Origin of the sequence: Ruminococcus flavefaciens ATCC 19208 (assembly GCF_000518765.1) — a bacterium.
GTDB lineage: Bacteria > Bacillota > Clostridia > Oscillospirales > Ruminococcaceae > Ruminococcus > Ruminococcus flavefaciens.
On the sequence record NZ_KI912493.1, the window covers coordinates 18,673 to 32,003 of the forward strand.

The following is a 13,331-nucleotide window of genomic DNA, read 5'->3' on the forward strand; positions in this document are numbered from 1 at the left end:
AACCTTTTTTATCCAAGCAGTTCTCCTTTATATTTTCCGTCCTGTATCTTGAAGAAAAACTCACTGAATTCATCGGTCTCGAATATCTGCATAAGCTCGCGCATATTCCATATTAGATTTGCGCTGCCGATCTTGTCCCTGTCAAGCCAGAATACACGGCCTTCTTCTGAGCTTTTAAGCTCTCCCTCGAACTGATCTGTCTTATATAGCAGAACAATATAACGTGTACCGTCCTCCAATATCCAGTCCTTGAACCCACAAGGCTGCGGATTATATATCGTTAATCCGGTCTCCTCTTTCATTTCTCTGATGACTGAATCTAACAAAGATTCATCAGATTCAACGTGACCACCCGGAAATACCAATCCACCTTTATACTTTTCTTTTAGTCCAAGCTTCTCCTGCACCAAAACTCGTTTTTCATCATATATAAGACACATATTTGTCAGTTCAATTTTTGAAGATCTGTCCATTTTTCCTGCTCCGATCTGATATATTTCATTTTTATTATACATCAGATAAATCACAAAAGCAAGGTCATACACTTTATAACTCCAATAATAAGCAATCCGGATTTAAGCGCTTATTTTCATATATGTGCTTCAAATTCATGTATATAGCCATAAACAACATAAAAATGCCAGCGGTCAGGAATTCTCCTGACCGCTGTTTTCATCAGCTCTTACTTTATTTAAGTATTCTTCCAATTACATTATTTCTACTATTGAAGTTGATACATAAGCATAGTACCAGAAAAGCAAGCGACTACAAATGTTATCGCAAAATAAAGTGCAGTAAAAATCCCCACCGTGATAAGGTCTTTGATCTCTAATTTCTTTTCCATAAAAATACTCCTTCAGATTTAATTTTTCCACCCCGTGCTGACTGCACGTTTTGTCACCATGTTATAATAGATACCGCCCATATCCATAAGACTCTTATGATCGCCAGACTCGGCTATCTCTCCGTCCTTTATGACCATGATGTTATCAGCGTGAGCGATCGTGTTGAGTCTGTGAGCGATTACCAGCAATGTTTTACCTTTGCAAAGCTCGGAAATCGCCTGTTGTATATAGCTTTCATTGTCAGCGTCTACACTTGCTGTAGCTTCATCAAGAATGACAATAGGCGAATCTTTCAGTATGCACCTTGCAATAGAAAGCCGCTGTGCCTGACCTCCCGAAAGGCTTGTGCCGCCCTCGCCTATAACCGTGTCAAAGCCGTCGGGAAGCTCCGTAATAAAATCAAAACAGCGAGCCTTTTTCGCCGCTTCGATGACTTCTTCACGGCTTGCGTCGGGTCTGCCCAGAGCGATATTGTTGTAGACCGTATCCTGAAACAGATACACCCTCTGGAATACCATACTGATATTGTCCATAAGCGCCGCAAGCGGTATTTTTCGTATATCCGTACCGCGCAGAAGTATTTCTCCGCTCTTTACGTCCCAGAAACGTGTCAGCAGACTTGCGATAGTTGATTTACCGCCGCCAGACGGTCCTACCAAAAGCAGTCATTGTACCTTTATCGGACTTGAATGACACATCTTTCAGCACGTCCTTTTCACCATAGGCAAACGTAACATTGCGGTAAAATAGTAGTTGAACTATGGCTTTGATACTGCCGGAGTCAAAGTTGCAAATAAATATACCGCACAAGGACGTATCCCTGTGCGGTATAATGTTTTATATGTCACTCTCAATCTAATGAAGAGTTTTTTTATTCTGCAATAATTATACCGCCGAAATATTCGGGATTACCATCTTTGTCGCTCAATACGAAGCCTCTTGTATAGCAAACTGCGTATGTACCGTCGGCACGCCTTGCACGGTAGCGTATCGGTCTGACCTCTGCATTTCCGCATAGAACGGCATCGATAGCTTCTTGGTAGGTCTTCATATCATCGGGGTGGATATGCTTCTGCCAGTATTTATCGGCATGATACATATATTCCGACTGCATACCGAAATCATCTACAAGAGCCAGCGACCAGCGCGAGAAGTCGTGCTTCAGATCATTAAGATAAACATACCCATCGCCTGCGACCGTATAAAGTGCGCCGAACATACCGTCAAGAAGCCGTTTTCTCTCGGCGTTTATCGGTATATCCATACTGTTCATTCCCATGAAATAATCGACTATCTTCATGGATTTCAGTTCGTTTTTATTCTCGTACATCTCCATGTCGGCTCTTTTGTAGACCGCTTCAAAGCTGTCATCGCTGTCACGATCAAAAACCGCCATTCCGCAAGCGACCACAGGTCCCGAACGCGAGCGTTTATTGGCAAGGGATTCTTCCCGCAGCTTTGCAAGCAGCTGTTCACGCATATCAAAATCCCGTCCATCCAGTACGACGACGAACTCATCTCCGCCGACTCTGAATACGGGGCTGTGATCGAAAATATCGCAAATCAGGCGGCTGGTTCTCTGTATCGCTTCATCTCCGAAGCTGTGTCCACGGGTATCGTTGATCTTTTTAAGATCGTTGACATCGCACATGATCACGCCGAAATGACAGCTCTCAGGGGCTGCTTTGATCCTCTCATCAACAGCTGTGATATACTCCGTGAACGCGGTCTTGTTTCGTATTCCTGTCAGCGCGTCCATTCTTGCCATACGTTTGGCAGACTGCAGATCCTTTTCCTGTTCTTCTTTTCTGCGGAATTCTTCCTCAATATTTTCCAGACAGCAGATAATATGCTTCCTGTCATCACACATTAGTTCAAAATGCCGCATATGCATAACATTCCCATGCAAAATAAGTCGGTATACAACAGAATAGGACTTGTTGCTGTAAAGCCTGTCGAGCATAGCTTCTTTGTCATGAAGTTTTATCACAAGCTCAAGATCGTCGGGATGAACGCATTTTGAGGCGTTTTCCTGTACTTCGGAAAAGAAATCCTCTCCCTGACGCGGAATATCCATCTCTTTTAAAAGATTGTCCGGTATATATTCGGAATATTTTCCCGAATTTATGTCAATATAATACAGACTGTCAAAATGATGTGCAAGTGTAAGTGCGATCTGGCTTAATGCTTCCTTATCATCTTTCATACGCTCTCCTTTAATTAAACACTCATTTATTAGTCTCTCAGATTAATGATACTGACGGCATTTCGATAGCTTTTGCTCTTATTATACAACATATCGCTGTAAATGTCAATAAAAGCACATTGTTTATACAGATGTATCATTTCCCTATCTCTGTAATATGCCGATTGACCTTTCAGCCCCGATGTGATATAATAAACCTACATTCTGCATTGATTGGAGGAATAGACATGGAACTGCGTTTACTGGAATACTTTCTGACGGTCGTTCGTGAGGAAAACATATCAAGAGCTGCTGAGGTCTTGCACGTTACGCAGCCCACACTCAGCAGGCAGATGAAGGAGCTTGAGGACGAGCTTCACACAACGCTGTTTGTCAGGGGCAAACGGCTCACACTGACCGATTCGGGTATTATGCTCCGCAGACGTGCAGAGGAAGTCGTGTCGCTGATGAAGAAGATCGACAGCGAATTTCAACAGCAGGAAGAGATCAGCGGAGTGATCTCGGTCGGCAGCGGTGGACTGAAAGCAGCAGAGGTGCTTCCTGAACTGATAGCGCATTTCCGTGACCGCTATCCCCTTGTCAGCTTTGAGCTTCACACTGGTACGGCTGACCACGTTAAGGAACGGCTCGAACACGGTCTGCTCGACTTCGGTATCCTGTTAGAGCCTGTGGATATTGAGAAATTCGACTATATCCGCTTGCACGCAAAGGAAACATGGGGCTTGCTGATGCCTGCGGATCACCCGCTTGCAAAAGAAAAAGCTATCAATCGCAAGCAGTTGAAAGAACAACCTTTGGTATTGACGAGCCGTACAGCTCTGAAAAGCGAGATTGAAGAATGGCTGAGGTGTCCCGTATCGGAACTGGATATTGTTGCGACCATGAACCTCATCAACAACGCCGCACCTCTTGCGGAGCGTGGGATAGCCTGCGTATTGACGATAGAGGGAGCGACTACGATGTTCGATCCTGCCCGATTTGCCTTCCGTCCGCTGACACCCGAACTGTCGTTTACCTCGGTGCTTGCGTGGAAGAAGTTCAGTCCTTATTCGGGTGCGGCGGGAAAATTCCTTGAATATATCAAGAGTGTTTACGCAGAGCAGTAAAAAGCCCTTTAACGCACAGAAATAATTGACTTTTTCTTCTTTCTCTGCTATAATAGAGAAAATATGAAAACTGCCACCGGGTAGTATATGCGATAAGCATTTGTATACACATCGTTAGGTCTTAGAAGATGTGTACGCAGATGCTTTATTTTTTTGGAGGTATGGAACGTGTTAAAACGTATCAAAGATTATTTTTCAAAGGGTGAGCTTATGCTGTGGGGCATTTCAACGCTTTGCGTTCTTGTTTCGTTCTTCATGTTTGACAGAGAGAACTATCTTGCACTGTCGGCATCACTGATTGGAGTGATCTACCTTATCCTTAACGCAAAGGGAAACCCGATCGGTCAGGTGCTTGTTATCATATTCAGCCTGCTGTATGGGATAATATCCTACTCCTTTTCCTATTATGGTGAAATGATTACATATCTTGGAATGACAATGCCTATGGCTGTGTTTGCACTGATCTCATGGCTCAAGAATCCCTTTAACGGTAATAAAGCGGAGGTAACGGTAAACAGCATAAGCAAAGGAGAAGCCGTATTTATGTCTGTACTGACGTTGGTGGTAACGATACTGTTTTTCTTTATTTTGCAGGCTTTCGGTACAGCGAATATCCTACCGAGTACACTATCGGTAGCCACGAGCTTTCTTGCCGTCTATCTGACATTCAGGCGAAGTCCGTTTTATGCGGTCGCCTACGCTGCGAATGACATTGTGCTGATCGTATTATGGATCATGGCAAGTATAGCGGACACAAGGTATATTTCGGTAGTTGTCTGCTTCTCGGTTTTTCTCATAAATGACATATACAGCTTTTTCAGTTGGCAGAATATGAGAAAGCGGCAAATGGCAGTCAAAAGTATACGATTTGAGCATACCAAAGTATAGAATATAAGTATTTTACATATTGATAAAACTATGCTATAATGAGTACAGGACATAAAACCTATACTCTTTTTGTTTTGTGGGGTGATAGAATGAAAGTGGTCAATACTAATATTACCGATAACGAGATCGCAGAGGTTTTGTCGCAGGCAGGGCTGACCGACAAGCAGATCAAGGCATTTCTTTCCGATTGCTGCGGCAAGGGTTGCTGTGCCGAAAAGGTGCGTGTACTGCGAAATGCACGGCGTTCTCTCCTTGATTCTATCCACAAAAAACAGGTGGTGCTTGACAGGCTCGACTATGTGATATGGTGTACGGAAAACAAAAATCAATAAACGGAGGTAATTATCATGTTAGGAAATTTCAGCTACCACAACCCGACCAAGCTCTATTTCGGTGAGGACTCTCTCAGCTATTTGAAGGACGAGATGAAAAACTACGGCGAGAACATTCTGCTCGTTTACGGCGGCGGTTCTATAAAGAAAAGTGGTCTGTATGACGAGATCATTGCTATCCTGAAAGACTGCGGTAAGAATGTTGCCGAGGTCTCGGGCGTTATGCCAAACCCGACCATTGACAAGCTCCGTGAGGGTGTTGCTATCGCCCGTGAGCATAAGACCGACTTTATCCTTGCGGTGGGCGGCGGTTCTGTCTGCGACTACTCAAAGGCGGTATCTGTCTCCGTTCACTGTGACGATGATCCGTGGGATAAATACTATATCCGCTTTGAAGAACCGACCTGCGAGATCGTACCAGTGGGCTGTGTGCTGACAATGGCAGGCACAGGCTCGGAGATGAACGGCGGTGCAGTCATCACTAATCACAAGAGCAAGCAGAAGATCGGTCACGTTTTCGGTGACGATGTTATGCCGAAGTTCTCTATCCTCAATCCGAGATACACCATGACACTCCCGAAGTATCAGATGGTGGCAGGCATCTACGACATTCTCAACCACATCTGCGAGCAGTATTTTTCCGGCGAGGACGATAACACCTCCGACTACATCAGCGAGGGACTTATGAAAAGCCTTATCCACGCAAGCCGTATCGCTGTTGAGAATCCGCAGGATTATGAAGCACGCTCCAACATCATGTGGACAGCCACATGGGCGCTCAATACTCTCGTTTCAAGGGGCAAATCTACCGACTGGATGGTGCATATGCTCGGTCAGGCTGTGGGCGCATACACGGACGCTACCCACGGAATGACACTTGCGGCGGTATCTCTGCCTTATTACCGCTATATCATGCCCTACGGCTTGAAGAAGTTTGCCCGTTTCGCAACAGAGGTCTGGGGCATATCCGCCGAGGGTAAGACCGATGAGCAGCTTTCAGGCGAGGGACTTTCCGCTATGGAAAGCTGGATGAAGGAGATCGGGCTTGTGATGAACCTCAAAGACCTCGGTGCGACCGAAGATATGATAGAAGGCATTGCCGATGCAACAATTATCCTGAACGGCGGATACAAGGTACTTGACCGTGCTGAGGTCGTGCAGATTTTGAAAGAGAGTATGTAATAAGACCGGAACAATACGAAATATCTGTTACACAGAAAAAGGAGGATCACATTATGTTATACAAAACCTTGAACAACGGCATAAAAATGCCCATGCTCGGCTACGGCACTTTTCAGGTGAACGATGCGGCGGAGTGCAAAAACAGCGTACTTGAAGCGATACGAGCAGGCTATCGCCTGATCGACACGGCACAGGCTTACGGCAACGAAGAAGCTGTCGGTGCAGGCATCAAGGCGGCACTTGACGAGGGACTTTGCACCCGTTCGGAGCTTTTCATCACCACAAAGGTGTGGTTTCGCTCCTTTGAGACCGAGGACTGCCGCAAGAGTCTTGACGAGTCCATGAAAAAGCTCGGTGTGGAATATATCGACATGGTGCTTCTGCACTGGCCGTTCGGCAATGTGTACGCCGCTTGGCGTGTGCTTGAGGAATACTACAAGGCGGGGAAGATCAAGGCGATCGGCGTTTCCAATATGGAGGCTGACCGCTTCATCGACCTCATCAATTTTAACGAGGTAAAGCCTGCGCTCAACCAGATCGAAACGCACCTTTACTGCCAGCGCCTTGAAGAAAAGGAATGGCTTGAAAAGTACGGCATCGCACATCAGGCATATGCACCGCTCGGTCAGGGCAGAGCCAATAAAATGTTCTCCGAGCCTGCCGTGAAGGAGTTAGCGGATAAGTACGGCAAAACGCCAGCACAGGTGCTTCTGCGTTTCCTTGTGCAGAGCGATGTTGCAGTTATCCCGAAGTCGGTGCATACCGAGCGTATCAGGGAAAACATTGACATATTCGACTTTGAGCTGACCGGGGACGAGATGCTGTCCTTGCAGGCACTCGATAAGGCTACACCGATGATCGGAAAACCCGAAGCTCCCGAAAAGGTTGAGTTTGCGATGACTTGGTGAAAGTATGAACATCACGGTAAACATCTACTACACAGGTGAAAACGGAAATGCCCGTAAATTCGCAGAGGAAATGATACAAAGCGGCACGGTGGACAAGATACGAAATGAGAACGGTAATCTCCGCTATGACTATTTTCAGCCCTTTGACGATCCCGAAACGGTACTGCTGATAGACCAATGGACAAGTCAGGACGCAATTGATGTCCATCATGCTTCGCCTATGATGCAGACGATAGCGAAACTTCGGGAGAAGTACGGACTGAAAATGAAGGTCGAGAGGTATATCTCCGACGAGGACGGTATTCCCGATAAGGATAAAAAATTCATTGTAAAAAAGGAGGAAACAATCATGAGCAAGAAATTAGTAGCATATTTTTCAGCAAGCGGTGTGACTGCCGGACTTGCAAAGAACCTCGCAGAAGCCGCAGGAGCAGATCTTTATGAGATCAAGCCTGCCGTTCCCTACACAAATGCAGACCTCAACTGGCAGGACAAGAACAGCAGAAGCTCAGTTGAGATGAATGACAAATCATTCCGTCCTGCTATCGCAGATACCAATGCGAATATCGCAGACTATGACACGATCTTCGTTGGCTTCCCCATTTGGTGGTATGTAGCTCCGACGATCATCAATACCTTCCTCGAAGCCTATAATTTTTCGGGCAAGACAATAGTTCTGTTTGCAACATCAGGCGGCAGCGGTATGGGTAATTCCGCAAAGGGATTGAAGCCCAGCGTATCCGAGACCGCAGTCATCATGGACGGCAAGCGTTTCGCTGCAAGCACATCAGTCGATGAGCTGAAAAAGTGGGTGGAATCCCTCGGAGTATAAGGAGGGCACACTATGGCAGAAAAAATCGTGCAAACCGCAGGACGAGATGCCCTCGGTGAGTTTGCTTCCGAATTCGCCCATTACAACGATGATATTCTTTTCGGTGAAAACTGGAACAACACCGACATTGACTTGAAAACACGGAGTATCATCACGGTGGTCGCTCTTATGTCGCAGGGAGTGACAAGCGATGCGCTGATATTCCACCTGATGAATGCGAAAAATCACGGCGTATCGCAAAAAGAGATCGCAGCGATCATCACACACACGGCTTTCTATGCAGGCTGGCCACACGCCTGGGCGGTTTTCGGACTTGCAAAAGAGGTCTGGAGCGAGAAGTCTCCTGAAATGACCGACAAGGACAGGTATCAGAACGAGGTATTCTTCCCCATCGGAGAACCAAATCCCTACGGCGATTACTTTGTCGGACAGAGCTATCTTGCTCCTGTGTCCACCGAACAGCTTGCGATATACAATGTGACCTTTGAGCCTGCCTGCCGCAACAACTGGCATATTCACCATGCAAAAAGCGGCGGCGGTCAGATGCTGATCTGTGTCGGCGGTCGAGGCTATTATCAGGAATGGGGCAAGGAAGCGAGAGAGCTTCACCCAGGCGATATTGTCAATATCCCTGCGAATGTCAAGCACTGGCACGGTGCCGCACCCGACAGTTGGTTCTCACATCTTGCGATAGAGATCGAGGGAGAGGACAGCAGTACCGAGTGGTGCGAGGCTGTTTCGGAAGATGATTACAATAAACTGAAATAGGAGGAAAAATCATGTCAGATTATTTCGGAAAAGACGTTTTCAAGCTGGGCTTCGGGCTTATGCGTCTGCCCAAGCTGCCAGACGGCAGTATCGACATTGAACAGACCAGTGTCATGGTGGACAAATTTCTTGAAGCGGGCGGCACTTACTTCGACACAGCCTATGTTTATGACAACGGCGAGTCGGAGGCGGCAATCAAAAAAGCACTTATCGACCGTTATCCCCGTAATAAATTCACCCTATGTACCAAGCTCTGTGCGTGGATGGCTTGCCATGACGAGGAGAGCGCCAAGCAGCAGTTTTTTACAAGCCTTGAACGCACGGGGGCAGGCTATTTTGACTACTATCTGCTCCATGCCCTTCAGCGCACAAATTACAAGAAGTATGACGAATATCACATCTGGGATTTTGTGAAAGAGCAAAAAGCAAAGGGGCTTATCAAATATTTCGGTTTCTCATTCCATGCCGATCCTGATTTACTGGACGAGCTTCTGACAGTACACCACGAAGTCGATTTCATTCAGCTCCAGATAAATTACGCCGACTGGGACAACCCCGGCGTAGCGTCAAGGGAATGCTATGAGATCGCACGAAAGCACGGCAAATCCATTACAGTAATGGAGCCTGTCAAGGGCGGTGCGCTTGCAAATCCGCCGCAGGGTGTTCAGGACATTTTCAAGGCTGCCGACCCCAAAGCGTCAAACGCTTCGTGGGCGATACGCTATGTGGCTTCGATGGACGGTATTATCACGGTGCTTTCGGGAATGTCGAACATAGCACAGATGGAGGACAATCTCTCCTATATGCGTGATTTCAAGCCGCTTAACGAAGCCGAGCAGCAGGTTATCAGAGCCGCACAGAAGGAGCTGAAAAAGGACAATTCAATTAAATGCACTGCCTGTCACTACTGCACTGAGGGCTGTCCTATGGGTATCGCTATTCCCGAGATATTCGCCGTTGCCAATGCCGAGAAGCTCAAAGCAAGCTGGGACGGCGGCAGGCAAGCATATGCGATTGCCACACAGGGTAAAGGCAAGGCGAGCGAATGTCTTGAATGCGGTCAGTGCGAGAGCGCCTGTCCGCAGCATCTTGAAATTGTCAGTCTGCTGAAGGATTGCAGAAAAATGGAGGGTTAATTATGTTTGAAAATGCTTTGACAATGAGAAATGTTTCCTATGGCACGAAGATCACTTATAAAACGCTGGTATCGGCGGGGCTTGTGGCACTTGCGGTCATTCTGCCGCAGCTCGTTCACTTAGCGCTCGGTCAGCCGGGCGGCGTCAAGTGGCTTCCGATGTATCTGCCTGTACTGATCGGCGGCTGTCTTCTGGGTGCAAAGTGGGGGCTTGCGGTCGGGGCGCTCTCGCCGCTTGTGAGCTTTCTCATTACATCAGCCATGGGAAGCCCGATGCCTATGGCTGCACGTTTGCCGTTTATGATGGCTGAGCTTGCGGTTTTTGCGCTCGTTTCGGGGCTGTTCACCAAAAAGATCGCGGATAATGGTCTGTGGGCTTTCCCTGCGGTAATACTTGCACAGGTCACGGGCAGAACCGTATTCTTAGGACTTATCGCCGCAACACAGAGTATGACCGACTTTACCGTTCCTATGATCTGGTCGCAGATACAGACGGGCGTTGTCGGACTGCTTGCACAGGCGATCATCGTTCCTGTTATCATCATCGGACTGAGAAAGCTCATGGTGAAAGACAATGACTGATATTGAAACAGCGAAAGCAAACCTTGACGGACACTCGATATGCCTTTGCCGCAGTGGTGAGATCATCACCGATGACGACAGGGGCATTTCCCCGATGATGAAATTCATAGCACAGGGCAGAGATCTGACGGGATTTTCCGCCGCCGATGTGATAGTCGGCAAGGCAGCGGCGATGCTGTTTGTCAAGGCAGGTATCGCCTGCGTTCACGGGAAAACAATGTCTGAAAGCGGAAAGGCATATCTTGAATCACACGGTATCCCCTGCACCTATGATATTTTGACAGAGAAGATCATCAACCGACAGGGTACTGATATTTGTCCTATGGAGAAAACGGTTGCGGAGCTTGACAACACCGATGAAGCCCTTGATGCACTAAGTAAAAAAATTGCGGAATTGCGTGTAAAATCATATTGAGCCCTGCTGCATTGTTACAGCATGAAATAAGAGCCATATGCTTAATAAAGCAAAAACGGCTCTTATTTCCGCAATGATAGATAAGTAAAACTTATCTAATACCCTCGAAATCCAGATTGATTTATTCAAAAATCCGTGATATAATGAATTTACCAAATAAAGATACGGAGGATGATCACTATGACAAAGATACTTATCGTTTACTACTCCCGCAAGGGTGAGAACTACTGGAACGGCGGCTTGAAGCATATCGACAAGGGCAACACCGAGCGTGTAGCTGAGTTTATTCAGAAAGCAGTCGGTGGTGATCTGTTTGAGGTCGATACCGTCAAGCCCTACTCCGAAAGCTATATGACCTGTATCGAGGAAGCAAAGCAGGAGCTGCGTAGCAAGGCTCGTCCTGAAATCAAGGCGTATCCCGACAACTTTGAGGACTACGACACGATCTTCGTCGGCTATCCGAACTGGTGGGGTACAATGCCGATGTGTATGTTCACCCTGCTTGAAAAATATGATCTCACTGGCAAAACTATCATTCCATTCTGCACTAATGAGGGCAGCGGTATGGGCGGCAGTGAGCGTGACCTGAAAAATCTCTGTAAGGGTGCAACGGTAAAGTCGGGACTTTCCGTTCACGGTGCGGAGTCAGCACAGAGCGAGAGCAAGGTCGCAGCTTGGGCGAAGAAGTCAATTTAAGGAGGAATACTTATGGAATACATCACATTAAACGACGGCAACAAGATACCCACAGTCGGTTTCGGCGTATTTATGATCCCTGCGGACGGTTCGACATACAAGGCGGTCACAGAAGCGTTGAAGGCAGGCTACCGCCACATTGACACGGCGGCTGCCTATTTCAACGAAGCCGAGGTCGGCAAAGCTGTCCGTGACAGCGGTATTCCCCGTGAGGAAATCTTCATCACAAGCAAGCTGTGGCTTCAGGACTACGGCTATGAAGCGGCAAAGCTCGGTATTCAGGCTTCTCTTGATAAACTCGGTACGGGATATATCGACCTCTATCTGCTTCATCAGCCCTACGGTGATGTTGCAGGTGCGTGAAAGGCGCTTGAAGAAGCAAAGGCAGAAGGCAAACTCCGTTCTATCGGCGTGAGCAATATGACACCGAAGCTGTACCGTGAGCTGACGGCTGATTTTGCAACGATTCCTGCCGTCAATCAGGTGGAGTGCAATCCGCTGTTCCAGCAGAAGGCGCTGCGTGAGGTACTTTCCGAGAATGATGTGAAGCTCGAAGCGTGGTATCCTCTCGGTCACGGTAACAAGGAACTGCTTGAAGCTACCGTTATCACGGCGCTCGCTGAAAAATACGGCAAGAACACAGGACAGATCATTCTGCGATTTGAAGTGCAGGAGGGATTCATTGTCCTGCCGAAGTCCACAAATCCTGAGCGTATCAGAGGCAATATCGACATTTTTGATTTTGCTCTGACCGATGAAGAAATGGATAGCATTCGTGCGCTCGATACAGGCAAGCCATCACATGATCCCGAAGCTCCCGGTGTTGGTGAGATGCTGCTGAATGCCTTTAAGATACATGACTGAGGTGGGCAAATGGAAGAAGTAAGAGTGGATATGCGTGAACTTTCTCCCGATGTACAGGAGATGTATCAGAAGCACCGTGAGTTACTGTTCAGGCTTAATCACACAATGCCGCAGACCGATGAATATATGTCATTGCTACGTGAACTTCTTGCAGGTAATCTCGGTGAGAACAGCACGATCAATCCGCCGCTTGCAGGTGCAGCTTTTGACAAGCTCGTGATCGGAGAAGGTGTATTTATCAACAGCGGTCTCCTTGCAATGGCAAGGGGCGGTATTACCGTTGATGACGGTGCGATGATCGCAGCGAATGTTCAACTCATCTCCAATAATCACGATCCTTACGACAGAGCTGTGCTGACCTGTAAGCCCGTACACATTGGCAAATGTGCGTGGATCGGCGCAGGTGCTACGGTACTGCCCGGCGTGACAGTCGGAAAGTATGCGATCGTCGGTGCTGCTTCTGTTGTGACGCACGATGTTCCCGATTACGGAGTGGCTGTGGGCAATCCTGCAAAGGTCATCAAAATGCTTGATCCCGATAGATTTGTGCAAGTGACTGCTGAGTGAGGATA

The 13,331-nt window shown here is 47.4% G+C and carries 14 protein-coding genes and 3 pseudogenes; 14 read left to right on the plus strand and 3 right to left on the minus strand.

The features are described 5' to 3' along the window. Positions 1–8: 8 nt before the first annotated feature. The 3 genes and pseudogenes from L870_RS0115075 to L870_RS0115090 form a co-directional block, all read right to left on the minus strand. A complete protein-coding gene (locus tag L870_RS0115075) occupies positions 9–473 on the minus strand; it encodes an 8-oxo-dGTP diphosphatase (RefSeq protein ID WP_028518844.1) in 465 nt (154 codons plus the stop codon). 389 nt (positions 474–862) lie between these two features. After that, positions 863–1,589, minus strand: a pseudogene (locus L870_RS18015) (ABC transporter ATP-binding protein); the annotation flags it as partial. A 127-nt stretch (positions 1,590–1,716) separates the two neighbouring features. Next, positions 1,717–3,051: a sensor domain-containing diguanylate cyclase gene (locus L870_RS0115090; protein WP_028518845.1), complete on the minus strand. Its 1,335-nt coding sequence runs from the start codon at positions 3,049–3,051 to the stop codon at positions 1,717–1,719. 227 nt (positions 3,052–3,278) lie between these two features. Here L870_RS0115090 and L870_RS0115095 point away from each other — a divergent pair, with 227 nt between their 5' ends. From L870_RS0115095 to L870_RS0115155, 14 genes and pseudogenes are all read left to right on the plus strand, one after another. Further along, positions 3,279–4,157 (plus strand): LysR family transcriptional regulator, encoded by an 879-nt coding sequence (locus L870_RS0115095; RefSeq protein ID WP_028518846.1) that lies wholly within the window; start codon positions 3,279–3,281, stop codon positions 4,155–4,157. Positions 4,158–4,325: 168 nt separating this feature from the next. Then, positions 4,326–5,045 (plus strand): nicotinamide riboside transporter PnuC, encoded by a 720-nt coding sequence (gene pnuC / locus L870_RS0115100; RefSeq protein WP_028518847.1) that lies wholly within the window; start codon positions 4,326–4,328, stop codon positions 5,043–5,045. An 89-nt stretch (positions 5,046–5,134) separates the two neighbouring features. Next, on the plus strand, positions 5,135–5,377 hold the full coding sequence (locus L870_RS0115105; RefSeq protein ID WP_028518848.1) for a hypothetical protein: 243 nt from the start codon (positions 5,135–5,137) through the stop codon (positions 5,375–5,377). A gap of 15 nt (positions 5,378–5,392) precedes the next feature. Next, a complete protein-coding gene (locus tag L870_RS0115110) occupies positions 5,393–6,559 on the plus strand; it encodes an iron-containing alcohol dehydrogenase (RefSeq protein ID WP_028518849.1) in 1,167 nt (388 codons plus the stop codon). Between the two features lie 53 nt (positions 6,560–6,612). Continuing rightward, positions 6,613–7,467 (plus strand): aldo/keto reductase, encoded by an 855-nt coding sequence (locus L870_RS0115115; RefSeq protein ID WP_028518850.1) that lies wholly within the window; start codon positions 6,613–6,615, stop codon positions 7,465–7,467. Between the two features lie 4 nt (positions 7,468–7,471). Continuing rightward, positions 7,472–7,696: pseudogene (locus tag L870_RS20090) on the plus strand (putative quinol monooxygenase); the annotation flags it as partial. Positions 7,697–7,816: 120 nt separating this feature from the next. Then, the gene (locus L870_RS19965; RefSeq protein WP_028518851.1) at positions 7,817–8,299 is read left to right on the plus strand and encodes a flavodoxin; all 483 of its coding nucleotides are present in this window, start codon (positions 7,817–7,819) and stop codon (positions 8,297–8,299) included. Positions 8,300–8,311: 12 nt separating this feature from the next. Beyond that, a complete protein-coding gene (locus L870_RS0115125; protein ID WP_028518852.1) occupies positions 8,312–9,067 on the plus strand; it encodes a carboxymuconolactone decarboxylase family protein in 756 nt (251 codons plus the stop codon). An 11-nt stretch (positions 9,068–9,078) separates the two neighbouring features. Further along, a complete protein-coding gene (locus tag L870_RS0115130) occupies positions 9,079–10,203 on the plus strand; it encodes an aldo/keto reductase (RefSeq protein ID WP_028518853.1) in 1,125 nt (374 codons plus the stop codon). A gap of 2 nt (positions 10,204–10,205) precedes the next feature. After that, on the plus strand, positions 10,206–10,784 hold the full coding sequence (locus L870_RS18020) for an ECF transporter S component (RefSeq protein WP_051411610.1): 579 nt from the start codon (positions 10,206–10,208) through the stop codon (positions 10,782–10,784). Next, on the plus strand, positions 10,777–11,199 hold the full coding sequence (locus L870_RS18025) for a DUF1893 domain-containing protein (protein WP_051411611.1): 423 nt from the start codon (positions 10,777–10,779) through the stop codon (positions 11,197–11,199). The genes L870_RS18020 and L870_RS18025 overlap by 8 nt, the downstream gene beginning before the upstream one ends. Before the next feature lie 180 nt (positions 11,200–11,379). Then, complete coding sequence (locus L870_RS0115145) at positions 11,380–11,895, plus strand: flavodoxin (RefSeq protein ID WP_028518854.1); 516 nt, start codon at positions 11,380–11,382, stop codon at positions 11,893–11,895. A 72-nt stretch (positions 11,896–11,967) separates the two neighbouring features. Further along, a pseudogene (locus tag L870_RS19970) lies at positions 11,968–12,759 on the plus strand (aldo/keto reductase). 9 nt (positions 12,760–12,768) lie between these two features. Beyond that, positions 12,769–13,326 carry a DapH/DapD/GlmU-related protein gene (locus tag L870_RS0115155; protein ID WP_028518855.1) on the plus strand — a complete coding sequence of 186 codons (558 nt, stop codon included), beginning with the start codon at positions 12,769–12,771 and terminating at the stop codon, positions 13,324–13,326. Positions 13,327–13,331 lie beyond the last annotated feature (5 nt).